This is a genomic window from Pseudomonas sp. Z8(2022) (assembly GCF_025837155.1).
Lineage (GTDB): Bacteria > Pseudomonadota > Gammaproteobacteria > Pseudomonadales > Pseudomonadaceae > Aquipseudomonas.
In genome coordinates this window covers 3,732,208-3,757,984 of the sequence record NZ_CP107549.1, presented here as the reverse complement: position 1 = coordinate 3,757,984, position 25,777 = coordinate 3,732,208, and the positions used below count along the sequence as shown (strand labels likewise).

The window sequence follows — 25,777 nt, the reverse complement described above, 5'->3', positions numbered from 1 at the left end:
GCGGGCAAGATTTCTGGAGCACTTTATGAGCAAGCTGCAATGCATTTCTCCCATCGATGGCTCGGTCTATGTCGAGCGTCGTCTTGCGTCCAATCCCGAGGTGCTGGCCGCGCTGGCAAAGGCCGAACTGGCGCAGCAGACCTGGAAACAGACCTCGCTGTGCGAGCGCATCGCAATTGGCCGGCGCGCCATCGAAGCCTTCGCCGCGCGCGAGGCTCAGTTGGCCGAGGAACTGTGCTGGATGATGGGCCGGCCGATCCGTTACGCCGCCGGCGAGATACGTGGTTTCGTCGAGCGTGCCAGCCATATGGCGGACATCGCCGAGGGCTCGCTGGCCGACATCCGCCTGCCGGAAAAGGCCGGCTTCACCCGTTTCATTCGCCGTGAACCGCTCGGCCTGGCGCTGGTCATCGCGCCCTGGAACTACCCCTACCTGACCGCCGTCAACGCGGTGATGCCGGCCCTGCTGGCAGGCAATGTGGTACTGCTCAAGCATTCGGCGCAGACGCCGCTGTGTGCCGAACGCATGGTCGAGGCCTTCGCCGAGGCCGGCTTGCCCGAAGGCGTATTCCAGTACCTGCACCTGAGTCACGGCGAGACCGAGGCGCTGATTCGCTCCCCCAGCATCAACCACGTCGCCTTTACCGGTTCGGTGCCGGGCGGGGCCATGGTCGAGCGCGCTGCGGCCGGGCGCTTCATCAGTGTCGGGCTCGAACTGGGTGGCAAGGACCCGGCCTATGTCCGGGCCGACGCCGATCTGCAGCACGCGGTGGAAACCGCCATCGATGGCGCCTTCTTCAACTCCGGTCAATCGTGCTGCGGCATCGAGCGCATCTACGTGCATGAAGCGCTGTACGACGAGTTCGTCGAGCGTGCGGTGGCGCTGGTGCGCCAGTACAGGCTGGGCCGTTCGGACGATCCGGAGACCACCCTGGGGCCGCTGGTGCGGGCCGATGCTGCCGACTTCGTTCGTGGGCAGATCGCCGAAGCGGTCGAGCAGGGCGCCAGGGCACATATCGACCCGGCCGAGTTTCCCCTGGATGCGCCAGGTACCCCCTACCTCGCACCGCAGGTACTGACCAACGTCAACCACGAAATGCGCGTGATGACCGAAGAATCCTTCGGCCCCGTGGTGGGCATTCAGAAGGTCGCCAGCGACGAGGAAGCACTGGCGCTGATGAACGACAGCGAGTTCGGCCTGACCGCAGCGATCTTCAGTCGCGATGTCGACGCCGCCATGGCGCTGGCTGATCGGGTCGAGGCCGGCACGGTGTTTCTCAACCGCTGCGATTACCTCGATCCCGGCCTGGCCTGGACCGGGGTGAAGAACTCCGGGCGCGGCTGCACCCTGTCACGGGTTGGCTACGAGCAGCTGACCCGGCCGAAATCCTTCCACTTCAAGACTCAGTTGTGAGGCGCGCCATGACTCTCGAACAGTACCGCATGAACTGGAACTACCCGACCTCGATGCGCGTCGGCGTCGGGCGCATTGCCGAGCTGGCCGATGCCTGCCGCCTGCTCGGCATGCGCGCACCGCTGCTATGTACCGACCCGGGCCTGGCGGCGTTACCGATGATCGACGCGGCGCTGCGTCAATGTCGCGACGCAGGGCTGAAGGCCGGGTTGTTCTCGGCGATCAAGGGCAACCCCACCGGCAGCAACGTGATGGATGGTGTCGCCGCATTCAAGGCAGGCGGGCATGACGGGGTGATCGCCTTCGGCGGCGGCTCGGCGCTGGATGCCGGCAAGGCCATCGCCCTGATGGTGGGCCAGGATCGGCCACTGTGGGATTTCGAGGACATCGGCGACAACGCCAGCCGCGTCAATGTCGCCGGCATGGCCCCGGTGGTGGCGGTTCCGACCACCGCAGGTACCGGCTCGGAAGTCGGCCGCGCTTCGGTAATCACCGACGACGCGGCGCATATCAAGCGAATCATCTTTCACGCGCGGATGTTGCCTGCACTGGTGATTCTCGACCCCGAACTGACCGTCGGGCTGCCGGCCAGGATCACCGCGGCTACCGGGATGGACGCGCTGTCGCACAGCCTGGAGGCGTTCTGCTCGCCGCTGTTTCATCCCATGGCCGAGGGCATCGCGCTGGAAGGCATGCGCCTGGTGCAGCAGCATCTGCCGCGTGCGGTGGCGCAGGGCAATGATGTCGAGGCGCGGCTGCAGATGCTGGTGGCGTCGAGCATGGGCGCCACTGCATTCCAGCGCGGGCTCGGGGCGATGCATGCGCTGGCGCATCCGCTGGGCGCGCTGTACGACGCCCACCATGGCCTGCTCAATGCGGTACTGATGCCCTATGTGCTGGTGGCCAACCGTCCGCTGATCGAGCCGCAGATGGAGAAGATGGCGCGCTACCTGGCGCTGCCGGGCAGCGGCTTCGACGCGGTGCTGGAATGGGTGCTGACGCTGCGCAGCGAGGTGGGCATACCCCATAGCCTGGGTGAGATCGGCATCGACGATGCGCGCATCGAACAGGTCGGGCGCATGGCCGAGGTCGACCCTTCGGCCGGCACCAACCCCATCGGCTTCAGTGCCGCGCAGTACAGCGCCCTGTTCGAGAAGGCACTGCACGGAGCCTTGTAGCCCGGCCTGCTACAGGGAGCGGCAGGTGATCACTGCCCGGCGGTGTCCAGTTGTTCCTGCAGTCGCTGCTCGGCCTGCTGGTTGAGCTGGTCTATCTGTTGCTTGAGTTGTTCCATCTGCTGCTGTTTCTGCGCCGCGTTCTGGGCTTGCAAGGAGGCGGTGGTGGCTGTCTCGGTGCCGCCGCATGCGGCGAGCAGCAGGAAACCGAGCAATAGGGCAGGACGAATCGACTGCATGGTGACTCCCGTGGTGTGGCTTATTCTTCGGCCTGCGCCGCCTGCATGGCTTCCAGTGCCGGCGCGGCGTAGATACCGACCTCCACCGCCAGCTCCATCACCCGCGGCAGATCGCTGGCATATACCAGTACCGCCTGCAGTTCGTCATCCAGCGGTTCGCTGAAATCCACCAGCACGTAGCCGCCGGTTTCCGGTGACAGTGCCGAGAGCTGCACCTGAATGCGGTTGAGCGCCTTGAGAGGTTCGGCCCTGGCCAACTGCTTGGCCTTGAGCACGAACTGCACCTGCGGGCCGAACGACTCGGTGATGCGCTGGAACAATTCTTCGTAGCTGTCGGCCTGGAACAGCACGGTATCCGGCAGGCTGCCGACCACCACCCATTCGCCCAGCGGAATGGGGAATTCGTCGTCGTAGTTGACGTCCGGGTTGGCGGCCAGGAAGGCGGCCGGATCGGCGTAGGCCTGCGCGGCTTCGTCGGCGATCCGGGCGATCTCGTCCTCGGGTAGGCAGCCGGAGCTTATCTTGGCGATCAGTTCTTCCAGCTGGGCTTTCATCGGGCTATTCCTCGGTTCATTCGGATGGGCGGCAAGCATAACTCAGAGCCTGTTGTGCGATGCATGGGAGAGCACTTCGGTCTCCTGGCGTAGGGGGGCTTTAGCCGCGAGCTCTTGTCGCGGCTAAAGCCCCTCCCACAAAAAACCTAGCCGTAGCGTTTCTTGGCTTCGATGGCCAGGCCGCTGCCGATGCTGCCGAAGGTATTGCCTTCCACGCTGCGCGCGTTGGGCAGCATCGCCGCGACGCTCTGGCGCAGCGCCGGTACGCCGCTGGAACCGCCGGTGAAGAACAGCGTATCGACCTGATCGGCCGCGATGCCGGCATCGGCCAGCAGTTGCGTGAGGCTGGCGCGGATGCGTTCGAGCAGCGGTTCGATGGCGTTCTCGAACAGCGGGCGGGTCAGCTCGGCGACCAGGCCCGGTTCGACGCGCGACAGGTCGATGGGGCGTGCAGCCTGCTCGCTGAGGGCGATCTTGCTCTCTTCCACCTGCATGGCCAGCCAGTGTCCGGCGCGCTGTTCGATCAGGCCGAAGAGGCGGTCGATGCCGGTAGCGTCGACGATGTCGTAGCGCATGTTCTGCAGGGCCAGCTGGGTCTTCTGCGCGTACAGCGCGTTGATGGTGTGCCAGGTGGCCAGGTTGAGGTGGTAGCTGGTGGGCATGAAGGCGTCGCTCTTCATCCGGCTGCCGTAGCCGAACAGCGGCATCACACCGGCCAGCGACAGCTGCTTGTCGAAGTCGGTACCGCCGATATGCACGCCGCCAGTGGCGAGGATGTCGCCCTGGCGTTCGGCGAGGTGATGGCGTTCAGGCGCCAGACGCACCAGAGAAAAGTCCGAGGTACCACCTCCGATGTCGACGATCAGCACCAGCTCCTCGCGCGCCAGAGCCGACTCGTAGTCGAAGGCGGCGGCGATGGGCTCGTACTGGAACGATACCTCCTTGAAGCCGAGCTTGTGCGCCACGGCCGCCAGGGTGTTCTGCGCTTCCTGATCGGCTGCCGGGTCGTCATCGACGAAGAATACCGGGCGGCCCAGCACCACTTCCTCGAAGGCGCGGCCGGCCTGCGCTTCGGCGCGCTTTTTCAGTTCGCCGATGAAGAAGCAGAGCAGATCCTTGAACGGCAGGGCGCTGCCCAGCACGGTGGTTTCGCTCTTCAGCAGCTTGGAGCCCAGCAGGCTTTTCAGCGAGCGCATCAGACGTCCTTCGTAGCCTTCCAGGTATTCATGCAGGGCCATACGGCCGTAGACCGGGCGGCGTTCCTCGGTGTTGAAGAAGATCACCGAAGGCAGGGTGATCTTGCCGTCCTCCAGGGGCAGCAGGCTGTCCTGGCCGGGACGCAGCCAGCCGACGGTGGAATTGGATGTGCCGAAGTCGATGCCGCAGGCGCGGGCGGGTGTAGAGAAGGACATGGAAACGCAGGGGCGCAAAAAATGGCCGCGTATTCTATGCCAGTGCCGAGGTGGCGGCGAGTCGTCAGGACGGCAGGTCGATGTTCTCTGCGCGTTTGTGCTTCCACTGCGTCCATTCGAAGCCCAGCACCACCAGCAGCGACAGGGCGAACGGCAGCAGCAGATAGAACACGCGGAACACGATCAGCGCAGCTAGTACATCGGCGGCGGGAATTTCCGGCAGGGCGGCGAGGAAGGTCACTTCCAGCACGCCCAGACCGCCCGGCGCATGGGATAGCAGCGCCAGGGAGAAGGACGCGAGGAACACGCCGAGCACCACCAGATAGCCGGGGTGATTGTCGGCCGGCAGGGCGAAATAGATGATCGCTGCGGCGCACAGCAGCTCCAGTGGCCCAGCCAGCAACTGGCGGCTGACGACGGGCAGGCGGGGATATTCCACGTGCAGCTTGCCCAGCGTCCAGGGCTTGAACTGGCGCCAGGAACCCAGCACGTAGAGACCGACCAGACTCAGCAGCACGCTGCCGATGGCCACCGAAACCAGCGGGGTGATGTTGGCGACCCGATGGATCAGATCGGGCTGGGCGATCAGTACGCAGCCGCTGGCGAGCAGCGTGCCGAGGGCGAAGGTGAAGGAGCAGAAGACGATGAGAATGCCGATTTCCTGCGGCGTAAGGCCCTTGCTGCGATAGGCGCGATAACGCACCACGGCCCCGGAGAACACCGAGGCGCCGATATTGTGCGCCAGGGCATAAGTGGTGAAGGAACACAGGGTGATGAAGCGCCAGGGGATCTGCTTGCCGAGGTGAGCGACCGCGATGCGGTCGTACCAGGCCAGCGCCCAGTAGGCACCGAGCGTGGCCGCGCCGGCGAACATCCAGTTCATGTGGGATATCGCCTCGAGGCTGCCCTTGATCTCTTCGAGGGAGATGGTGCGCAGTTCGCGATAGAGCAGGAAGCCAGACAGAACCACGGCACCGAGGCCGATCAGCGTCCAGATCAGGTCGCTGCGCTTCAGTTTGGGTTTGGCTTCTACGACAGACACCATAATTCCTCGTTCACCAGACCCCGGGATGGTGGGGTCGCATGCCTCTGTCGAGGCGGTTGTTCACCGGCTTGCCGGCCATTCGCAACGACCGCGGCAGATTGCGCCCGCGCGGTGCGGTGCGGTGCGCAGTATCAGGGAGCCGCCGTCAGTACTCAACCGGCATACACGCAGGCGCCCTCAGTAGTTGTGTCAGATGTTTTCCCGATACGTTCATATCCAGGCCAGGGTGAGCGCCGCCAGCACCACATAGCGGCCGGCCTTGGCCAGGGTCACGATAAGCAGGAATATCCACAGTCGCTCACGCATCACCCCGGCGACCAAGGTCAATGGGTCGCCGATCACCGGCATCCAGCTGAGCAGCAGCGACCAGCGACCGTAGCGGGCATACCAGCCCTGCGCCTGCTCTAGCCGGGCCGGGGTGACGGGAAACCAGCGCCGCTCGCGGTAGTGCTCGATCGAGCGTCCCAGCAGCCAGTTGAGCCATGAGCCCAATACGTTGCCCAGCGTCGCCATCAGCAACAGAGCCCAGAGCGCATGCTGACCGGCCAGCAGCAGCGCGACCAGCAAGGCCTCGGACTGCAGTGGCAATAATGTCGCCGCGCCGAAGGCGGAAAGAAACAGGGCCGGATAGGCGGAGAGACCGAACATGCCAGGCGCTGCCGACCCGAAGGTCGGCGCGACTCAGCTCTGCGGCTCCTGGCCGTTGTGGGCCATGATCTCTTCCAGACTCAGCCCTGTCAGGCCGTGAATGGTCTTCCACAGGTAGTAGAAGATGGCCATCAGCATGATCATCGAGGGAATGGCGATCATCGGGTAGCTGAGCAGGGTCATGCGCCCCAGTTCGTCGTTGAACGCCTCGGTGCCTGCCGGGCTGACCACGATCCACTTGGCCAGCACGTAGTTCATGAACGAGGAGAAGAAGAAGGTGCCGCTGAGCCAGTAGGTCGCGCGCATCAGGCGTGTTTCGAAGTGTTCGACATGGCCGCCCTGTTCCAGACGATCATGGATCTTGTCGACGTTGAGCACGCTCCTGTTGAACAGCAGGGTGCGGATCAGCGGGTAGCGGGTGCGCGTCGAGACCAGCACGGCAATGCCGATCAGTCCCGGAATCAAGGCTTCCTTGACGGCCAGCCACTGGGTATCGAGCTTGAGCAGGCCGATACCGCCGGTCAGCGCCACGCTGATCAGACCGAGCAGGGCGATGAAGTTGAACTTGCGGTACTTGATCAGCTCGAACGCGCCCCAGCCCAGGGGAAATGCCAGGGCCAGCAGCAGCGCGCCATCTGCGCCGAGGCGGTGCTCGCCACTGAGCTTCATCAGGATGAACGAGGGAATCAGGATGCTGATGGCCAGATCGATCAGTGGGCGGGGCTTGTGGGTCGGGGTACGGCTGTCAGTAGTGGCGGTCATGGTAACTGGACGATTGCGTAGGATGCCCGATGATCGCCTGCCCGAGGCGTCAGAGCTAGTCCGACCGTCGGTTTTGGATATGAAAAAGTATGAGCCGACAGCTTGCCGACAGCCACCGCACGGCGCAAAGGCACTGCCCGGGTGGTAGCGAGGTGGTGACGTCGGACCTGTCGGGATCGTCCTCTGGCCGACCGCAGGCACGGGCAGATGTGCCCGCATCTGTGCGACCTTGGTGATGAACGCGCAGGCGTTTATGATCCCGGAGCCCTGAATTCGCTGTAGGGCGGGCCTTTGACGGTAGACGTGATGAATCTGAAGTGCCTGGTTGCAGTTCTGCTGCTGATTTGCAGCCTTGGTGCACATCTGTCGGCTGCCGAATTGCGGCTGTATACCGAAGACCATCGGCCACTGAGCTATCTGCAGGACGGCAAGCCGAGCGGCATGGCGGTGGCCGTGGTCGAAGAGCTGATCCGCCGGACCGGCGAAACGGCGCACATCGAACTGGTGCCCTGGACTCGCGGCTACCATCAGGTTCGCCACCAGGCCGACAGCGCGCTGTTTTCCACCGTGCGCACGGCGCAGCGTGAAGCACAGTTTCAGTGGGTAGGGCCGATTGCGCGAGGCTATACGCGGTTCTATACGCGCAAGGATGCCGGGTTGCGGGTCGCCAGCCTCGACGATGTCAGGCAACTCGGTACTCTAGCCGTGCCCAGTCAATGGTACAGCTACGAAATCCTGCGCCAGCAGAAGCTGGAGAACCTCTATGGCGTGTCGACCCCGCGGGACATGCTGCGCATGTTCCGCCACGGCCGGGTGCGGCTGCTGCTGGTCAACAACCTCACTCTCGATGCCCTGCTCGCCGAGCAGGGCATGCATCCCGGGCAGCTGCAGGCGCAGTTCGACCTGATGCCCAGCGACTCCTACATTGCTTTTTCACTGCACACCGATGCCGCTCTTGTCGCCCGTTGGCAACGGGCGCTTGAGGATATGCGCCACGACGGTGGCCTGGGCCGGATCCATCGACACTGGTTTCCGGAGGCCGACGAGAGCATGCTGGCCGATTTGCTCCGTTAGGAGCGAAGCTGCTGCATCGTGCATCTTGGCTTGCTAGTCTGCAGGCCGGAGGGAGGGTTGATGGGCAAGCGCTTCTTGCATCGATGGCTGTGTGTTCTGCTGCTGGTGGCGCCCTGTGCGTCGGCAGAGACCCGGCTGCGCCTGCTCACCGAAGATTCACCGCCGATGAGTTTCATGCGCGACGGTGAGCCCAGCGGCTTCTCGGTCGAAGTGGTCAGAGCCCTGCTGGCGCGCACCGGCGACCGTGGCAGGATCGAGCTGGTGCCCTGGACGCGCGCCTTTCACCTGGCCCAGCAGGACGCGGACATCGGTCTGTTCTCTACCGTGCGTATCCCCGAGCGCGAGGGCAGATTCCACTGGGTCGGCCCCATCGTGGTTGGCACCACCAGCTTCTACTCGCTGAAATCACGCGGGCTGGTCATCGACAGCTTGCCGCAGGCGGCCGCCAGTGGGCCTCTGGCGCTGCCCAAGCAGTGGTATACCTTCGAGGTTCTCGGTTCCAGGGGCTTCACCAACCTCTACGGGGTCTCCGGGCCGAGACAGATGATGACCCTGCTCAAGCACGGCCGGGTCAACCTGATCGCCACCGAGGACCTGACCCTGGCTGGCGAACTGGCTGTCGTCGACCTCAAGCCGCAGGACGTTACCGCGCACGTGCCGTTCATGCGCTCGGCCTATTACATCGCCTTTTCCCCGCAGACCTCGGTGGTCCGCGTGGTGCGCTGGCAGCGTGCATTGCAGCAGATGCACGAGGACGGCAGCCTCGAGGCCATTCTCGGACGCTGGCTGCCGCACGCGTCGATGCCACCGCTGGAACAGCCATAGCGACCCGCACGGCGACTGGTTAACCTGAGCGCTGCACTTCACCGAGCCTGATCATGTCGCGTCCCTTTGTCACTCTCGATCTGCGTAGCCGCGCCGGGTTGTTCGCTCACCTGGCGGCGATGGAACGGGCGGGGGTACCCATCGATCGGGCACTGGCCAGCCTGAATCTTGGCGCGCGCCATGAGGCTGCCGTGAAGCGCTTGCGGCAGATGGTGGGGAACGGACGCGACCTGGCGAGTTCCGGCCAGCTGAGTGGCGTATTCACGCCACTGGAAAGCAGCCTGGTGCGGGCTGCGCAGGAGGCCGGTGCGCTGGTACATATCCACGAGCAACTGGCGCAGCGCTACGACGAGCAGGCGCGCCATGCCGCTGATCTCGTCTCCCGCCTATTGCTGCCCGCAGGCGTGCTGGTGCTGGCGCTGACGGTCAAACCCTTGCCCGCCCTGGTCGGTGGAAGCCTGAGTGTCGCGGGTTATCTGGCAGCCGTGCTGCTGCCTGTGCTGGCACTCTGTGCGTTGCTGTTTGGCGTGCGGGCACTGTGGCGTCGCTGGCAGCAGCGCCGAACCGAAAGGCCGGGTCAGCTCGACGATCTGCTGCTGGCCTTGCCGGTGTTGGGGAGTCTGCAGCGTCGCGCTGACCTGCGAAACTACTGTGACAGCCTCGGGCTGCTGCTTGAGGCCGGCATGCCGGTACTCGATGCCCTGCCACGTGCCAGCAGCGCGATGGGCAATCCACGGCTGCGGCGGGATTTCGCCAGCCTGGCGCCGCGAGTCGCTGCCGGGCAGTCGCTGGCGCGCGCCTTCGACGGCCTGAGTTTTCCCGGCAAGGCCATGCTCATCGGTGTGCTCAATACCGGCGAAGCGACCGGGCGCCCGGGCAAGGCACTGCTGCGTTTCGCCCGCCTGCAGGCGCAGCAGCTGGCTGCGAGCCAGCAGATGCTGGCGAGCTGGGCGCCGCGGCTGTTCTATCTGGCCGTTGCCATCTGGATGGCTTACGGCCTGCTGACCGGCGGTGGCTTCTTCCCGACACTGCCGGCGGAGCTGGCTGGCCGGTAAATTGCTGGTCATTCGCCAGGCGAGCCGTTTGAAAGCTGGCAGCAAGTGCCTTGCGCTAGCATTCGCCGCGTCTACGCCCTACTAAAAAGAGAAAAAAGCGATTCAACCGACTTTGGAATACGCCCCATGCCCATCCTGCAACGTGCATCCCACCATGAGCTACGCAGCGCCTTTCGTGCCCTGCTGGCTTCCGACCGCTGCTATCACACCGCTTCGGTCTTCGATCCCATGTCCGCCCGGATTGCTGCGGATCTCGACTTCGAGGTCGGCATCCTCGGTGGCTCCGTCGCCTCTCTGCAGGTGCTCGGCGCGCCGGACTTCGCCCTGATCACCCTCAGCGAATTCGTCGAGCAGGCCGCGCGCATCGGCCGCGTCGCGCGCCTGCCGGTGATTGCCGACGCCGACCACGGCTACGGCAACGCGCTCAACGTGATGCGCACCGTGGTAGAGCTGGAACGCGCCGGCGTCGCCGCGCTGACCATCGAGGACACCCTGCTGCCGGCCCAGTTCGGGCGCAAGTCCACCGACCTGATTTCCATCGAAGAAGGCGTCGGCAAGATCCTCGCCGCGCTGGAAGCGCGCGTCGATCCGGAACTGGCGATCATCGCCCGTACCCATGCCGGCGTACTGGAAGTGGACGAAGTGATCCGCCGTACCCGCGCCTACGAGGCGGCTGGCGCAGACGGCATCTGCCTGGTCGGGGTCAGGGACTTCGCTCACCTGGAGCAGATCGCCTCGGGCCTCAGGGTGCCGCTGATGCTGGTCACCTATGGCAACCCCGAACTGCGCGACAACCAGCGTCTGGCCCGCCTGGGCGTGCGCATCGTGGTCAACGGCCACGCCGCCTACTTCGCCGCGATCAAGGCCACCTACGACTGCCTGCGCGAGCAGCGCGGCGCGCAGCCGTGCGACCTCAACGCCACCGAACTGACGCACAAGTACACCATGCCCGAGGATTACATCCGCTGGGCCACGGAGTTCATGGAAGTCCGCGAGTAACGACCGGCAGCACTTGCACTTCGCATTTCCCGGGCGCATATCTGTCCGGTGAATGCGAGGAGGATGAGCATGGCCGGTGGTTGGGCAAGCGACGACGCAGTTCAGGAACAGATCGACAGCAGCATCGAGGACGCCGTCGCGCGTGCCCGCAGCCAATTGCCGAAAGGCGAGAGCCTGCGTCACTGCGAAGAGTGCGACGCGGTCATCCCCGAGGCCCGTCGCCAGGCCATTCCCGGCGTCCGCCTGTGCGTCAGGTGCCAGGCCGAGCACGACCGCGAGAACGCCGCCTTCAGCGGCTACAACCGCCGTGGCAGCAAGGACAGCCAGCTGCGCTGAACAAGCGGTACGGCACCTATCGGCGAGCTGATGGTCTAGTGCTACTACGACCGTGACTCAGGAAGAGGTGCCTGCATGACGATTTTCGAAGCCTTGCGCATCAGCCACGACATCCAGCGCGAACTGGCGCGGAAACTGGTCGCCACCCAGGGCGACAGCCCCGAACGCCACGCCCTGTTTTCCCAGCTCAAGCAGGAACTAGCCGTGCATTCGGTGGCCGAGGAGCGCCATTTCTACATTCCCCTGATGCAGCAGGATGCGGGCGTTGATCTGTCGCGCCATGCGATCGCCGAACATCACGAGATGGACGAAATGGTCGAGGGGCTGGAGGAAACCGATCCCAGCAGCCCCAGCTGGCTGGCGCAAGCCAAGGCACTGGCGGAGAAGGTCGAGCATCACCTCAAGGAAGAAGAGCGCACCTTTTTCCAGATGGCCGGCAAGCTGCTCAACGACAGGCAGAAGGAGCGCCTGGCCGGCGACTATCTGAGTGCCTACGACGAGATGAAGCAGGATTCCTGACTACAGCCAGAGCCGGGCGTAAAGCCCGGCTCCTGCGTCAGAACAGGAAGTAGCGCTGCGCCATCGGCAGCACTTCGGCCGGCTCGCACCAGAGCAGCTGGCCATCGGCCCTGACCTGATAGTTCTGCGGATCGACCTCGATGTTCGGCAGATAGCCGTTGTGGATCAGGTCGCTCTTCTGCACCTCGCGGCAGCCCTTGACCACGCCGATCTTCTTCTTCAGTCCGAGCTGCTCGGGCACGCCGGCGTCGAACGCTGCCTGGCTGATAAAGGTGATGCTGGTGGCATGACGGCTGCCGGCGTAGCTGGCGAACATCGGCCGGTAGTGCACCGGCTGCGGGGTCGGGATCGAGGCGTTGGCGTCGCCCATCAGGCTGGCGGCGATGGCCCCGCCCTTGAGAATCAGCGTCGGCTTGACGCCGAAGAAGGCCGGGCGCCAGAGCACCAGGTCGGCCCACTTACCCACTTCCACCGAACCCACTTCATGACTGATGCCGTGGGTGATCGCCGGGTTGATGGTGTACTTGGCGATGTAGCGCTTGGCGCGGAAGTTGTCGTTGCCTGGCGCATCCTCGGGCAGCGGGCCGCGCTGCTTCTTCATCTTGTCGGCGGTCTGCCAGGTGCGGGTGATCACTTCGCCGACACGGCCCATGGCCTGGCTGTCGGAGCTGATCATGGAGAAGGCGCCAAGGTCGTGGAGGATGTCTTCCGCTGCGATGGTCTCGCGACGGATGCGGCTCTCGGCGAAGGCCACGTCCTCGGCGATGCTCGGGTCGAGGTGGTGGCAGACCATCAGCATGTCCAGGTGCTCGTCGATGGTATTGCGGGTGAACGGTCGGGTCGGGTTGGTCGAGGACGGCAGCACATTGGCGAAGCCGCAGGCCCTGATGATGTCCGGGGCGTGGCCGCCGCCGGCGCCCTCGGTGTGGTAGGTGTGGATGGTCCTTCCCTTGAACGCGGCCAGGGTGGTTTCGACGAAGCCGGACTCGTTCAGCGTGTCGGTGTGGATCGCCACCTGCACGTCGTATTGATCGGCGACCGACAGGCAGTTGTCGATGGCCGCCGGGGTGGTGCCCCAGTCCTCGTGCAGCTTCAGACCGATGGCGCCGGCCTTGACCTGCTCGATCAGCGGCTCGGGCAGAGAGGCGTTGCCCTTGCCGGTGAAGCCCAGATTCATCGGGAAGGCGTCGGCGGCTTGCAGCATGCGCGCCATGTGCCACGGCCCGGAGGTGCAGGTGGTGGCGTTGGTGCCGGTGGCCGGCCCGGTGCCGCCGCCGATCATGGTGGTGACGCCACTCATCAGCGCTTCTTCGATCTGCTGCGGGCAGATGAAGTGGATGTGGGTGTCGATGCCGCCGGCGGTGAGGATCATGCCCTCGCAGGCGATCACCTCGGTACCGGCGCCGATGGCGATGGTCACGTCAGGCTGGATATCCGGGTTGCCGGCCTTGCCGATGGCGGCGATGCGCCCGTCCTTGAGGCCGACGTCGGCCTTGACGATGCCCCAGTGGTCGATGATCAGGGCATTGGTGATCAGGGTGTCGACCACCTCGGCGGCGCACAGTTGGCCCTGGCCCATGCCGTCGCGGATCACCTTGCCGCCGCCGAACTTCACTTCTTCGCCGTAGGTGGTGAAGTCCTTCTCGACTTCGACCCACAGGTCGGTGTCGGCCAGGCGCACCTTGTCGCCGACGGTGGGGCCGAACATGTCGGCGTAGGCTTGTCTGTTGATTTTCATATTCGCTTCCCTTGTGGCGCGAAGGCTGGCGCGTGTTTGTCTGTCAGGGGATGAGGAGCTGCGGTTCTTCCGTGGGAGCGGCTTTAGCGGCGAAACCGTTATCGCGGCCAAAGCCGCTCCTGCGAGAGTCACCTCAATCCAGGTCGCCCATCACCCGGCCGGCGAAGCCGAACACGCGGCGCGCGCCGGCCAGTTCCACCAGCTCCACCTCGCGGCTCTGTCCGGGCTCGAAACGCACGGCGGTGCCGGCTGGAATGTTCAGGCGCATACCTCGTGTGGATGCTCGATCGAAGATCAGCGCATCGTTGGTCTCGAAGAAGTGGTAGTGCGAACCGACCTGGATCGGCCGGTCGCCGCTGTTGGCCACGGAGAGGGTCAGGGTGCGACGACCGGCATTGAGCTCGATCTCGCCGTCGGCAATCTGGTATTCGCCGGGAATCATGGGGTGCTCACTCCAGAATCAGTTGCATGAAAGTCAGATCCAGCCAGCGGCCGAACTTGCGGCCGACCTGGGGCATCTGCCCGGTGGTGACGAAGCCGAGGCGCTGGTGTAGGCGGATCGAGGCGGTGTTCTCCGACTCGATGGCTCCGACCATCACGTGCAGCCCGGCTGCTCTGGCTCGCTCGATCAGGGCCTGCATCAGCAGCACGCCGAGGCCCTGACCGCGCTGGTCGCTGCGTACGTAAACCGAATGCTCGACGGTGTGCCGGTAGCCATCGTGCGGGCGCCAGGGCCCGTAGCTGGCGTAGCCGAGCACCGCGCCGGCGCTATCCACCATCACCAGCACCGGGAAGCCGGCGCCGGTGCGCTCGGTCAGCCAGGCGCGGCGGTTGGCGAGGTCGGCCAGGTTCTCGTTCCAGATCGCCGTGGTGTGCTGCACCGCGTCGTTGTAAATGGCCAGGATTCCGGGCAGGTCGGCTTCACTGGCGTTCGCTATTTCGTAGCTCATGGTTATGCAATCGGTTGGTGGACGGTCACCAGTTTGGTGCCGTCGGGAAAGGTGGCTTCGATCTGGATCTCCGGGATCATCTCCGGCACGCCTTCCATCACCTGCTCGCGGGTCAGCAGGGTGGTGCCGAAATGCATCAGTTCGGCGACGGTCTGGCCGTCGCGCGCGCCTTCGAGCAGGGCGGCGGAGATATAGGCCATGGCCTCCGGGTAGTTCAGCTTCACCCCACGCGCCAGACGGCGCTCGGCCACCAGGCCGGCGGTGAAGATCAGCAGCTTGTCTTTCTCGCGTGGACTCAGATCCATCGTTCGCTCCAGGTCATGGGGCGGCTGCAGGCAGCCACCGCCTCAGGTATTCCAGATTCGTGGTGGCGCCGCCTCGCGACCCAGCAGGGCCGGGCGCAGCAGGCGCCAGAGTTCGATCAGCCAGGCGCGCGCCTGCAGTGCTTCACTGGCCAGGCAGCGTGCGACCAACAGGCCGGCAAGCTGGCTGAGGTCGCCGCGCACGCCGTCGATCTTCAGTTCGCGGCAGCGCTCCAGCAGGTCGCTGTCCACTTCGCCACTGACCAGCAGGGTGGCGAACACCGGCTGACCGTCCAGACCGATGGGCGAGTCGAGCAGACCGTCGCCGCCGCAAACACGCTGGCGTTCATGCCAGAGCAGCTTGCCGTCGCGGCGGATATCCAGTGCGGCCTGGAAATGGCCGCTGGCAAAACGCTCGTCGGCGGCAGGGCGGCCGAGGGCGACGATATCCCAGTAGAACAGGCGGGCGTCGCCTTGCAGGTCGATCTGTGTGTGCAGTTCGGCCTGGGCGCCGGCATAGATGATGGTCTCCTGCGGCAGCCATTCCAGAGTGGCGCCGGCTTCGACGCTCAGGCGCAGGTTCTGTCGGGCGACACCGGCAGCGCGATACCACTTGGCTGCGCCAGGGCTGGTGAGCTGCACCCAGGCGTTTTCGCCAGCCTGGGCCGAGATCTCCAGAACGTCACCGCCGGCAATGCCGCCAGGCGGGTGGACGATGATGTGCTGGCAGACTTCCGGGCCTTCGGCGTACAGGTGCTTCTGCACCCTTAGGGGGCCGAGGTGGCGCCTGCGCACCGGTGTGGTGCGCTCGCCATGGCGCGCGTAGGCCAGCTCCAGCTCGGCAGGCCAGCTTGGCGTGAACGGGGCGGCGGGCAGATTCATGGTAAGGCAACGGTTCCGCAGGATACTTGACCGAGTGGGCAAGCAAGAGGCGTGCCCTGAACCAATTCGGTGCGTGGTCGCCCGCTAATTGCCATGCATGTGGGCGCTAGGAGCCGTCGCGGCTAAAGCCCCTCCCACAGGCGGGCGCGTATCAGATTGCTACGAGCCCGCGCACACCTTCGGCTTCCATATTCTCGCCACGGCCCTGCTGGACGATCTCGCCCCGGCTCATCACCAGGTACTGGTCGGCCAGCTCGGCAGCGAAGTCGTAGAACTGCTCGACCAGCAGGATGGCCATGTCGCCACGCTCGGCGAGTTTCTTGATCACCACGCCAATCTCCTTGATCACCGAGGGCTGGATGCCTTCGGTGGGCTCGTCGAGGATCAGCAGGCGCGGCTTGCTGGCCAGGGCGCGACCGATGGCCAGCTGCTGCTGCTGGCCGCCGGACAGGTCGCCGCCGCGGCGGTGCTTCATCTCGCGCAGCACAGGGAACAGCTCGTAGATGAACTCGGGTACGGCCTTGGCTTCCCTGGCGTTGAACCGGGAAAGCCCCATCAGCAGGTTCTCTTCCACGGTGAGGCGACCGAATATCTCGCGGCCCTGGGGCACGTAGGCGATGCCGGCGTGCACGCGCTGGTGCGGTTTGAAGCCGGTGATGGGTTTGCCTTCCCATTGCACGCTGCCGTCCTTGGCCGGGATCAGGCCCATCAGGCACTTGAGCAGGGTGGTCTTGCCCACGCCGTTGCGGCCGAGCAGGCAGGTGACTTCGCCGACCTTGGCGTCGAACGACAGGCCACGGAGGATGTGGCTGCCGCCGTAGTACTGGTGAAGCTGTTGGACTTGCAGCATAGGAATGTCCTTGACCGTTGTTCAGGGCATACGGCGCACCCTATGGAGCGCCAGCCTTTGCCCCTCTCCAGCTTGTGGGAGAGGAGCCGGGGAGAGGCTCAGCGCCCCAGATAAACCTCAATCACCCGCTCGTCGTTCTGCACCTTCTCCAGCGAGCCTTCGGCCAGCACGCTGCCCTGGTGCAGTACGGTGACGTGGTCGGCGATGGAGCCGACGAAGCCCATGTCGTGCTCGACCACCATCAGCGAGTGCTTGCGCGCCAGCGACTTGAACAGCTCGGCGGTGAACTCGGTTTCGGCGTCGGTCATGCCTGCCACCGGTTCGTCGAGCAGCAGCAGGTGCGGCTCCTGCATCAGCAGCATGCCGATTTCGAGGAACTGCTTCTGGCCGTGGGAGAGCAGGCCGGCCGGACGGTGGCGCGAGCCATCCAGGCGAATGGTCTGCAGCACCTCGTCGATGCGGTCACGTTGCTCGCCGGACAGGCGCGCGCGCAGGCTGGCCCATACCGACTTGTTGGTCTTCTGCGCCAGTTCCAGGTTCTCGAACACGCTCAAGGCCTCGAACACAGTCGGCTTCTGGAACTTGCGGCCGATGCCGGCCTGGGCGATCTCCACCTCGCTCATGCGGGTCAGGTCGAACTGTTCGCCGAAGTAGGCCACGCCGGTGTCCGGGCGGGTCTTGCCGGTGATCACGTCCATCATGGTGGTCTTGCCGGCGCCGTTGGGGCCGATGATGCAGCGCAGCTCGCCGACACCGATGTACAGGGTCAGGTTGGTCAGCGCCCTGAAGCCATCGAAGCTGACGTTGATGTCTTCCAGGGTGAGGATGGTGCCGTGGCGGACGTTGACACCCTTGCCCAGCAGATTGCCGGTGTCCAGCGCCAGGCCGGTGGGGTCGAAGGCGGCTTCGAGCATGGACTCGGGTACGGGAGTGGCTCTCATTGTTCCTTGTCCTTCTTCAGCAGTCCCACCACGCCTCTGGGCAGGTATAGGGTGACGACGATGAACAGCGCGCCCAGGGCGAACAGCCAGTATTCGGGGAAGGCCACGGTGAACCAGCTCTTCATGCCGTTGACCAGGCCGGCGCCGAGCAGCGGGCCGATCAGCGTGCCGCGGCCACCCAGAGCGACCCACACAGCGGCCTCGATGGACTGCGTCGGGGCCATTTCGCTGGGGTTGATGATGCCTACCTGGGGCACGTACAGCGCACCGGCCAGGCCGCACAGCACTGCGCTCAATACCCAGATGAACAGCTTGTAGCCGCGCGGGTCGTAGCCGCAGAACATCAGGCGGTTCTCGGCATCACGCAGGGCGGTGAGTACACGACCGAACTTGCTGCGTGCCAGGCAGAATCCCAGGTACAGGCTGCCCACCAGCAACACCACGGTGGCCAGGAACAGCGCGGCGCGGGTGCCCTGCGCGGTGATGTCGAAACCGAGGATGCGGGTGAACCCGGTAAAGCCGTTGTTGCCGCCGAAACCGGTCTCGTTGCGGAAGAACAGCAGCATGCCGGCGAAGGTCAGCGCCTGGGTCATGATCGAGAAGTACACACCCTTGATCCGCGAGCGGAAGGCGAAGAAGCCGAACACCAGGGCCAGCAGACCCGGCGCCAGTACCACCAGGCACAGTGACCAGAGGAAGCTGGAGGTGCCGTACCAGTACCAGGGCAGCTCGGTCCAGGCGAGGAAGCCCATGAACGCCGGCAGGCCGTCGCCTGCTGACTGACGCATCAGGTACATGCCCATGGCATAGCCACCGAGGGCGAAGAACAGGCCGTGGCCGAGCGAGAGCATGCCGGCGTAGCCCCAGACCAGATCCAGTGCCAGGGCGACGATGCAGTAGCAGAGGATCTTGCCCACCAAGGTCAGGCTGTAGGCCGAGACATATAGGGCATGATCGGCCGGCAGCAGGTGCAGCAGCGGCATGGCGACGAGGATCGCCAGCACCAGCAGGCCGATGGCCAGCGAGACTCGTGGACCGAGCTTGGCGCTGGCGCGGGCGAGAACGGTTTGATTCAGTGGCATGGTCATCAGTCGATCACCCTTCCTTTCAGTGCGAACAGGCCTTGCGGGCGTTTCTGGATGAACAGGATGATCAGCGCGAGGATCAGGATCTTGCCCAGCACGGCGCCGATCTGTGGCTCGAGGAACTTGTTCACCACGCCGAGGCCGAAGGCGGCCAGCACGCTACCGGCCAACTGGCCGACACCGCCGAGCACTACCACCAGGAAGGAATCGATGATGTAGCTCTGGCCGAGATCCGGGCCGACGTTGCCGATCTGGCTCAGGGCCACGCCACCGAGGCCGGCGATCCCCGAGCCCAGACCGAAGGCGAGCATGTCCACGCGGCCGGTGGGCACGCCGCAGCAGGCGGCCATGTTGCGGTTCTGCGTCACTGCACGCACGTTCAGGCCCAGGCGCGTCTTGTTCAGCAGCAACCATGTCAGGGCCACGACAAACAGGGCGAAACCGATGATGACGATGCGGTTGTACGGCAGCACCAGGTTCGGCAGCACCTGCACGCCGCCGGACAGCCAGGCCGGGTTGGCCACTTCGACGTTCTGCGCGCCGAAGGTGACGCGTACCAGCTGGATCAGGATCAGGCTGATGCCCCAGGTGGCCAGCAGGGTTTCCAGCGGGCGACCGTAGAGATGGCGGATCACCGTGCGCTCCAAGGCCATGCCGATGCAGGCGGTGACCACGAAGGCAATCGGCAGGGCGGCCAGCGGGTAGAGGGCGAGGTAGCCGGGGGCGAGCTTCTGGAAGGCCAGTTGCACCACGTAGGTGGTGTAGGCGCCGAGCATCAGCATCTCGCCATGGGCCATGTTGATCACCCCGAGCAGGCCGAAGGTGATGGCCAGTCCGAGGGCGGCCAGCAGCAGGATCGAACCGAGGGACAGACCGCTGAAGGCCTGGCCGAGCACCTCGCCGATCAGCAGCTTGTTCTTCACCTGGGCCAGGCTCTTCTGCGCCGCAGTGCGTACCGCGTCATCGCTTTCGTCGCCGTCGAGCAGTGTCTGCAGGCGGGTGCGTGCGAGCGGGTCGCCGGTCTTGCCCAGGCGCTCTACGGCGGCCAGGCGTACGGCCGGGTTGGCATCGGCCAGTTGCAGGTTGGCCAGAGCCAGGGTGACGGCGTCGCGGACGTTCTCGTCGGCCTCGAGGCTCAGACGGCTTTCCAGCAGCGGCAGCAGTGCCGCCGGCGTGTTGCGCTGCAGTTGTCTGGCGGCGCCGAGGCGTATGGCTGCATCCCTGTCGAGCAACTGATGGCCGGCCACGGCAACGCCGACCAGGCCGCGCAGGCGGTTGTTCAGACGCAGTTTGCGCGGTGTGCCATTGGCCTGGGCTTGGCCATCGGCAGCCTGCCAGGCGCCATCCTGTTCGATGAAGGCGCGCTTGTCGGTATCGCTGCCGACGCGGCCCTGCTGCAGAGCCTGCAACAGTGGTATGCGTTCGGGGCTGGGCGCTGCGGCCCAGTCCTGCAGCAGTGAGGCCTGCTTGCCAGGGTTGGCGGCGACGAAGTCGTCGGCATCGCCAGCGCTGGCGGCCAGTGGCAGCAACAGCAGCAGGCTCAGAAGAATTCGGGTAAGGGCAGTGGGCATAAGGGTGTCCTTGGCGTAGCCCGGATGCGCTCCGGGACGTGCTTTCCCGGATTGCATCCGGGCTACGGCAACCCTCTCCCCCAGCCCCTCTCCCGCAAGCGGGAGAGGGGAGACAAGCGGCACGGCAACCCATGACGAGCTGTGCTTGCCGCTTGTGGGAGAGGGGCTTTGCCTCAGTTCGACTTCACCGGGGTATCGGCTTTCTTGTCGTTGCCTTCGATGAAGGGACTCCACGGCTGAGCACGGATCGGGCCTTCGGTTTCCCAGACCACGGAGAACTGACCGTCTTCCTGGATCTCGCCGATCATCACCGGCTTGTGCAGGTGGTGGTTCTTCTCGTCCATCTTCAGGGTGAAGCCGCTCGGCGCCGCGAATTCCTGGCCGGCCATGGCTTCGCGCACCTTGTCCACATCGGTGGTGCCGGCCTTCTCGACGGCCTGGGCCCACATGTGGATACCGACGTAGGTGGCTTCCATCGGGTCGTTGGTCACCACGGTGTCGGCGTTCGGCAGCTTCTTGGCCTTGGCGTAGGCCTTCCAGTCGGCGACGAACTTCTCGTTGACCGGGTTCTCAACGGACTGGAAGTAGTTCCACGCCGCCAGGTGGCCGACCAGCGGTTTGGTGTCGATGCCGCGCAGTTCTTCTTCACCCACGGAGAAGGCCACTACCGGCACTTCGGTGGCGTCCAGGCCCTGGTTGGCCAGTTCCTTGTAGAACGGCACGTTGGAGTCACCGTTGACGGTGGAGACCACCGCGGTCTTGCCGCCGGCGGCGAACTTCTTGATGTTGGCGACGATGGTTTGATAGTCGCTGTGGCCGAAGGGGGTGTAGACCTCTTCGATGTCCTTGTCGGCGATGCCCTTGCTGTGCAGGAAGGCGCGCAGAATCTTGTTGGTGGTGCGCGGGTAGACATAGTCGGTGCCGAGCAGGAAGAAGCGCTTGGCCGCGCCGCCGTCTTCGCTGAGCAGGTACTCCACCGCCGGGATGGCCTGCTGGTTTGGCGCTGCACCGGTATAGAACACATTCGGCGACATCTCTTCGCCTTCGTACTGCACCGGGTAGAACAGCAGGCCGTTGAGCTCTTCATAGACCGGCAGCACGGATTTGCGCGATACGCTGGTCCAGCAGCCGAAGGTCACCGCGACCTTGTCCTGGGTCAGCAACTGACGGCCGCGTTCGGCGAACAGCGGCCAGTTCGAGGCGGGGTCGACCACCACCGGCTCCAGTTGCTTGCCGAGCACGCCACCCTTGGCGTTGATCTCGTCGATGGTCATCAGCGCCATGTCTTTCAACGAGGTTTCGGAAATGGCCATGGTGCCGGACAGCGAGTGGAGGATGCCGACCTTGATGGTTTCGGCGGCCTGAATGGACCAGGACAGGCCCATGGCGGCGATGGACGCGGAAAGGGTAAAGGCCTTGATCAGACTTCGACGTTGCATGGTGCGATCTCCATTCACGGATGTGATTAAGCGGACAGCGTTGTTATTGGTCATGCGTGAAGGTCATGTCCCGGTTGTACCGGTCTTGGCTCCAGGTGCTGGCGAGCGCCGTACAGCCTGTGCAGGGTGATCGAATGCACCTCTGCCTTGCTGACCTCTATATGGCTCTTGAGCAATTGCTGTGCCCTTTCTGGGCTGTCGGTCAGCAATTCCATCCCTGCGGCGCCGGCGAATGCCTCGGCCGGGGCAGGATCGGCCATCCGGAAACGCGCCGGATACCGCGCTGCAGGGCGCGCACGGCGCTGCTGCGGTCAGGGCGCGAGGAAGATGCTGAGGCTCTATTGAGTCGAGGCGGGGGCGATGGTGTGTGCACCAATGAGGTGCGCATCGGCGTGCGCAGGGCAGGCGGATGTTCTGCCGTGGGGCGGCGAGAGGATCTGGCCAAACAGCGCTGCCAGATGGGTGGCAACCCTAGGGGACGAGGTAGTTTTTCACCCCGGTGAATATGATCTGCGCCGCCAGGGCGCAGACGAACAGGCCCATCAGACGGCTGACGATCTGCAGACCCTGGTCGCCAAGCAGGCGCTCGAACTGGTTGGACAGGTACAGCACCAGACCCACGGTGAGGCTGGCGAGGAAGATCGCCGCCACCGCCACCAGCTTGTCGTCCCAGTGTGGCTGAGTGGCGCCCATTACCAGCAGGGCGCCGATGGTGCCGGGGCCGACCGTCAGGGGAATGGTCAGCGGCACGATGGTCACGTCCTGCTGCACGTTGTCGCTCTGCACCGCCGACTTGCCCTGAGCCATGCCCAGCGCCGAGATGAACAGCACCGAACCGGCGCCGATACGGAAGGCATCGATGGTGATGCCGAACAGTACGAAGATGTGCTTGCCGAACAGGTACAGCAGCATGCTCGCCACCAGCACGCCCAGCGCCACCTTCCAGGCCAGGCGCTTGCGCTCCTTGAGCGTGTGGCCGCGGCTGAGGCTGATGAAGCAGGAGAGGACGAAGAAGGGGCTGTAGAGCACCAGCATCTTCAGGTACAGGCTGAACAACTCGGACGCCATGGCGGCATGCTCGCAGAAAGGCAGATAAGGTGAAGAAGGTTATCAGTGTGGCAGTGCATCACGCTGGCGGCGCAGTTCGCGTTCGGCGATCCAGTGCTCGATCAGCTCGCGCAATTGCGACAGTTCCACCGGTTTGGACATATGGCCGTCCATGCCCACGGCACGCGCGCGTTCCTTGTGTTCGCTGAGAATATGCGCGGTCAGCGCCACCACCGGCGTGCGCGGGCGCTTCTCGCTCTGTTCCCAGGCGCGCAGCTGCTCGGTGGCGGAGAAGCCATCGAGCACCGGCATTTCGCAGTCCATCAGCACCAGATCGTAGGGCTGCGCCTTGATCGCGCTGAGGGCTTCCTCGCCGTTGCTGGCGGTGTCCGGCTTGAGGTTGAGCTTGCCGAGCATGCCGCGGATCACCTTGGTGGAGATGCTGTTGTCTTCGGCGACCAGGATGCGGAAGTCGGCCGGCACGTTCAGCGGCGTGCTCACCGGTGTTGGCGCGGCCTGGGCCGGGGTGTCGTTGGGGCGCTGGGCCAGTTCGTCGGCCAGGGTGGTCTTGAGCGTATAGCCAGCCACCGGCTTGGCCAGGATGCGCTTGATCCCGGCGTTGCGCGCGATCACCTTGCTCGGCGCGTTGCTGATGCCGGTGAGCATGATGATCAGGATGTCGTGGTTGAGGCTGGGGTCTTCCTTGATCTTGGCGGCCAGCTGCATGCCGGTCATGCCGGGCATGTCCTGGTCGAGCAGCACCGCGTCGAAGTACTCGCGCATATGAGCCTTGGTGCGCAGCAGGGCCAGAGCCTCCTTGCCGGACGGCACGGCGCTGACCTGCATGCCCCAGGCGTTGCACTGCTGCATCAGCACCTTGCGGCAGGTGTCGTTGTCGTCCACCACCAGCAGACGTGCGCCCTGCAGCGGGCTGTCCAGATCGGTTTCCGGCTGTTCCAGCCGGGCCGCGTCCAGCGGCAGGCTCAGCCACAGGGTGGTGCCCTGGTTGCCGCTGCCCTGGATGCCGAATTCACCGCCCATCAGGCGCACCAGCTGACGCGCGATGATCAGACCAAGGCGTCCGCCCAGTTGCGTGGCAGCGAGGAAGTCACGGCTCTGCAGCTCGGCGTTGAGCAGCGCATCGCGCTCCTCCGGCTGCAGCGGGCGGCCGCTGTCCTGTACGGCAACGCGCAGGCGATGCTGACCGTTGCTGCTGTCCAGTGCAACGACAAGCAGGATCTCGCCTTCGTCGGTCTGCTTGAAGGCGTTGTCCAGCAGACTGAGCAGCGCCTGACGCAGGCGCGTAGGGTCGCCGCTGATCACCCGCGGCACCTGCGGCTGGATGAAACTGATCAGCTCTACCTTCTGCTGTTCGGCCTTGGCGCGGAAGATGTCCAGGCAGTCCTCGATCAGCGCGCTGAGGTCGAACTGCACGTCGTCCAGTTCGATCTGCCCGGATTCCAGCTTGGAAATGTCGAGAATTTCGTTGATCAGGGTAAGCAGCTCGTTGCCCGAACTGTGAATCGTCTGCACGTAGTCGCGCTGTTTGGCCGACAGCGGCGTGCCCAGCAGCAGTTCGGTCATGCCCAGCACCCCATTCATCGGCGTGCGGATCTCGTGACTGATCTTCGCCAGGAACTCGGCCTTGGCGCGCAGCTCCGCGCTGCTGGCGGCCAGGGCGGTGCTTGCGTTCAGGGTGTCGTGCTGAATCTGCCGCTGGCGCTCGGTCAGCGACACGCTGAGGATCAGACCGGCCAGCGTGGCAACGCTGAACACGCCGAGCACCAGCCAGCCCGGATTGAGCTGATCGAAACCGAGCAGCACCGGTACGAAGAAACCGAAGCCGAGGTTGAACACCAGCATGCCGATGGTGATCAGCCGCGCCGGCTGGTAACCGGCGCGCCAGTGCAGGCTGCTGACCAGCAGCAGGTTGATTGCGCTCAGGGCCACCAGCAGGTAGACCAGCGAGCTGTACCAGAACAGGCCGGTGACGGCGATGCACAGGGCATAGGCCAGGACCAGCAGCGCATTGCCCTGCAGCAGGCGATTGATCGCGCTGTGCTGCACCGGCGTGCCCTGCATGAAGCTGAGGCCGAAGGCCAGGGCGCTGAAGGCGGCGAACAGTGCGGAAAGATCGGCGATCAGGGACTGGTTGTAGCCCAGGCTGGGGAGCCACTGGGCGAAGATGCCGAGGTTGGCCGACGAGCACACGGCCAGGCCGATGTTCACCCCGGCCAGCCACAGACTGCTGGCGGTGCGGCTGTAGATGAAGCGGATGAGGTTATACAGCGTCAGCAGCAGCAGCGCGCCGAACAGCATGCCGTAGAGGTAGGCGGGCTTTTCCAGGCTGACCAGTTCGGTCTGGTCCATGACCTTGAACCAAGTCATCAGCGGATGGTTGGAGGTCAGGCGAACATATGCGACACGGGCCTGGCCGTCATTGGGCAGGGGCATCAGGTAGAAGCGCGATGGCAGCGGCCGGGTGTCCAGCGGCATGGCCTCGCCGGTATGCAGGTTCTGCTCCAGTTCGCCGTCTCTCAGCAGGTAGTAGTCGAGATACTGCACACGGGGCGAGAAGATCCACAGCCAGACCGGTTGCTGCTGCGGCGCCAGTTCGGCACGCAGCCAGACGGCGTGATCACTGGGGGGGAAGGTGAAGGACTGCTTGCTCAGCGGTTTGAACTGCTGGCGCTGGGCCCGCACCTCTTCGAGGCCCAGGCGGGCGCTGGCGTCGACCAGATAGGACCAGCCATGCGCGCCTGTCGGGGCAGAGGTCGCACTGGCTGTCAGGGCAAGGCCAAGCAACAGCAAACTGGCGAGTAGTCCGATGGCAATCCTGAGCCGGCGCACGGGCAAGTCCTTCTAAATGAGTGGCCGGATTATAGCCAAGCATTTGTCTGCGGGAATACGGCGCA

The 25,777-nt window shown here is 64.8% G+C and carries 26 protein-coding genes and 1 pseudogene; 8 read left to right on the top strand and 19 right to left on the bottom strand.

The features are described from left to right. The first annotated feature begins 25 nt into the window (after positions 1 to 25). Positions 26 to 1,414, top strand: a complete 1,389-nt coding sequence (locus tag OEG79_RS17925) for an aldehyde dehydrogenase family protein (RefSeq protein WP_264146292.1) — start codon at positions 26 to 28, stop codon at positions 1,412 to 1,414. A gap of 8 nt (positions 1,415 to 1,422) precedes the next feature. Next, a complete protein-coding gene (locus OEG79_RS17920; RefSeq protein WP_264146291.1) occupies positions 1,423 to 2,592 on the top strand; it encodes an iron-containing alcohol dehydrogenase in 1,170 nt (389 codons plus the stop codon). Positions 2,593 to 2,621: 29 nt separating this feature from the next. On the opposite strand, the gene OEG79_RS17915 is transcribed toward OEG79_RS17920, so the two are convergent. The 6 genes from OEG79_RS17915 to OEG79_RS17890 form a co-directional block, all read right to left on the bottom strand. Continuing rightward, complete coding sequence (locus OEG79_RS17915; RefSeq protein ID WP_264146290.1) at positions 2,622 to 2,828, bottom strand: hypothetical protein; 207 nt, start codon at positions 2,826 to 2,828, stop codon at positions 2,622 to 2,624. Positions 2,829 to 2,848: 20 nt separating this feature from the next. Beyond that, entirely contained in the window at positions 2,849 to 3,382 is a 534-nt protein-coding gene (locus tag OEG79_RS17910; RefSeq protein ID WP_264146289.1) for a hypothetical protein, read from the bottom strand. 146 nt (positions 3,383 to 3,528) lie between these two features. Next, entirely contained in the window at positions 3,529 to 4,794 is a 1,266-nt protein-coding gene (locus OEG79_RS17905; RefSeq protein WP_264146288.1) for an Hsp70 family protein, read from the bottom strand. A gap of 64 nt (positions 4,795 to 4,858) precedes the next feature. Next, positions 4,859 to 5,839 carry a lysylphosphatidylglycerol synthase transmembrane domain-containing protein gene (locus OEG79_RS17900; protein WP_264146287.1) on the bottom strand — a complete coding sequence of 327 codons (981 nt, stop codon included), beginning with the start codon at positions 5,837 to 5,839 and terminating at the stop codon, positions 4,859 to 4,861. Between the two features lie 210 nt (positions 5,840 to 6,049). Then, positions 6,050 to 6,487 carry a YqaA family protein gene (locus tag OEG79_RS17895; RefSeq protein WP_264146286.1) on the bottom strand — a complete coding sequence of 146 codons (438 nt, stop codon included), beginning with the start codon at positions 6,485 to 6,487 and terminating at the stop codon, positions 6,050 to 6,052. Positions 6,488 to 6,520: 33 nt separating this feature from the next. Then, positions 6,521 to 7,249 carry a VC0807 family protein gene (locus tag OEG79_RS17890; protein ID WP_264146285.1) on the bottom strand — a complete coding sequence of 243 codons (729 nt, stop codon included), beginning with the start codon at positions 7,247 to 7,249 and terminating at the stop codon, positions 6,521 to 6,523. A 306-nt stretch (positions 7,250 to 7,555) separates the two neighbouring features. Between OEG79_RS17890 and OEG79_RS17885 the strand changes: the two genes are divergently transcribed. From OEG79_RS17885 to OEG79_RS17860, 6 genes are all read left to right on the top strand, one after another. Then, positions 7,556 to 8,323, top strand: a complete 768-nt coding sequence (locus OEG79_RS17885; RefSeq protein ID WP_264146284.1) for a substrate-binding periplasmic protein — start codon at positions 7,556 to 7,558, stop codon at positions 8,321 to 8,323. A gap of 60 nt (positions 8,324 to 8,383) precedes the next feature. Then, the gene (locus OEG79_RS17880) at positions 8,384 to 9,148 is read left to right on the top strand and encodes a substrate-binding periplasmic protein (protein WP_264146283.1); all 765 of its coding nucleotides are present in this window, start codon (positions 8,384 to 8,386) and stop codon (positions 9,146 to 9,148) included. A gap of 53 nt (positions 9,149 to 9,201) precedes the next feature. Then, complete coding sequence (locus OEG79_RS17875) at positions 9,202 to 10,203, top strand: type II secretion system F family protein (RefSeq protein ID WP_264146282.1); 1,002 nt, start codon at positions 9,202 to 9,204, stop codon at positions 10,201 to 10,203. A gap of 135 nt (positions 10,204 to 10,338) precedes the next feature. Then, positions 10,339 to 11,202: an isocitrate lyase/PEP mutase family protein gene (locus tag OEG79_RS17870; protein WP_264148746.1), complete on the top strand. Its 864-nt coding sequence runs from the start codon at positions 10,339 to 10,341 to the stop codon at positions 11,200 to 11,202. Positions 11,203 to 11,271: 69 nt separating this feature from the next. Then, on the top strand, positions 11,272 to 11,538 hold the full coding sequence (locus OEG79_RS17865) for a DksA/TraR family C4-type zinc finger protein (protein WP_264146281.1): 267 nt from the start codon (positions 11,272 to 11,274) through the stop codon (positions 11,536 to 11,538). Between the two features lie 75 nt (positions 11,539 to 11,613). After that, entirely contained in the window at positions 11,614 to 12,057 is a 444-nt protein-coding gene (locus OEG79_RS17860) for a hemerythrin domain-containing protein (protein ID WP_264146280.1), read from the top strand. Positions 12,058 to 12,094: 37 nt separating this feature from the next. On the opposite strand, the gene ureC is transcribed toward OEG79_RS17860, so the two are convergent. The 13 genes and pseudogenes from ureC to OEG79_RS17795 form a co-directional block, all read right to left on the bottom strand. Beyond that, on the bottom strand, positions 12,095 to 13,795 hold the full coding sequence (ureC, locus tag OEG79_RS17855; RefSeq protein ID WP_264146279.1) for an urease subunit alpha: 1,701 nt from the start codon (positions 13,793 to 13,795) through the stop codon (positions 12,095 to 12,097). Between the two features lie 133 nt (positions 13,796 to 13,928). Then, positions 13,929 to 14,237, bottom strand: a complete 309-nt coding sequence (locus OEG79_RS17850; RefSeq protein WP_264146278.1) for an urease subunit beta — start codon at positions 14,235 to 14,237, stop codon at positions 13,929 to 13,931. Between the two features lie 7 nt (positions 14,238 to 14,244). Next, complete coding sequence (locus tag OEG79_RS17845; protein WP_264146277.1) at positions 14,245 to 14,745, bottom strand: GNAT family N-acetyltransferase; 501 nt, start codon at positions 14,743 to 14,745, stop codon at positions 14,245 to 14,247. 2 nt (positions 14,746 to 14,747) lie between these two features. Further along, positions 14,748 to 15,050, bottom strand: a complete 303-nt coding sequence (gene ureA / locus OEG79_RS17840; RefSeq protein ID WP_074676143.1) for an urease subunit gamma — start codon at positions 15,048 to 15,050, stop codon at positions 14,748 to 14,750. 42 nt (positions 15,051 to 15,092) lie between these two features. Continuing rightward, positions 15,093 to 15,929 (bottom strand): urease accessory protein UreD, encoded by an 837-nt coding sequence (locus OEG79_RS17835; protein ID WP_264146276.1) that lies wholly within the window; start codon positions 15,927 to 15,929, stop codon positions 15,093 to 15,095. Positions 15,930 to 16,080: 151 nt separating this feature from the next. Continuing rightward, positions 16,081 to 16,779 carry an urea ABC transporter ATP-binding subunit UrtE gene (urtE, locus tag OEG79_RS17830; protein WP_264146275.1) on the bottom strand — a complete coding sequence of 233 codons (699 nt, stop codon included), beginning with the start codon at positions 16,777 to 16,779 and terminating at the stop codon, positions 16,081 to 16,083. 98 nt (positions 16,780 to 16,877) lie between these two features. After that, positions 16,878 to 17,720 (bottom strand): urea ABC transporter ATP-binding protein UrtD, encoded by an 843-nt coding sequence (gene urtD / locus OEG79_RS17825; RefSeq protein ID WP_264146274.1) that lies wholly within the window; start codon positions 17,718 to 17,720, stop codon positions 16,878 to 16,880. Next, positions 17,717 to 18,808, bottom strand: a complete 1,092-nt coding sequence (urtC, locus tag OEG79_RS17820) for an urea ABC transporter permease subunit UrtC (RefSeq protein ID WP_264146273.1) — start codon at positions 18,806 to 18,808, stop codon at positions 17,717 to 17,719. The genes urtD and urtC overlap by 4 nt, the downstream gene beginning before the upstream one ends. Then, complete coding sequence (gene urtB / locus OEG79_RS17815) at positions 18,808 to 20,376, bottom strand: urea ABC transporter permease subunit UrtB (protein WP_264146272.1); 1,569 nt, start codon at positions 20,374 to 20,376, stop codon at positions 18,808 to 18,810. The genes urtC and urtB overlap by 1 nt, the downstream gene beginning before the upstream one ends. A gap of 173 nt (positions 20,377 to 20,549) precedes the next feature. Further along, a complete protein-coding gene (gene urtA / locus OEG79_RS17810; protein WP_264146271.1) occupies positions 20,550 to 21,815 on the bottom strand; it encodes an urea ABC transporter substrate-binding protein in 1,266 nt (421 codons plus the stop codon). Positions 21,816 to 21,865: 50 nt separating this feature from the next. Continuing rightward, positions 21,866 to 22,006: pseudogene (locus OEG79_RS17805) on the bottom strand (GntR family transcriptional regulator); the annotation flags it as partial. A gap of 280 nt (positions 22,007 to 22,286) precedes the next feature. Further along, positions 22,287 to 22,883 carry a MarC family protein gene (locus OEG79_RS17800; protein ID WP_264146270.1) on the bottom strand — a complete coding sequence of 199 codons (597 nt, stop codon included), beginning with the start codon at positions 22,881 to 22,883 and terminating at the stop codon, positions 22,287 to 22,289. Between the two features lie 42 nt (positions 22,884 to 22,925). Next, on the bottom strand, positions 22,926 to 25,712 hold the full coding sequence (locus OEG79_RS17795; protein ID WP_264146269.1) for a hybrid sensor histidine kinase/response regulator: 2,787 nt from the start codon (positions 25,710 to 25,712) through the stop codon (positions 22,926 to 22,928). Between the last annotated feature and the right edge of the window lie 65 nt (positions 25,713 to 25,777).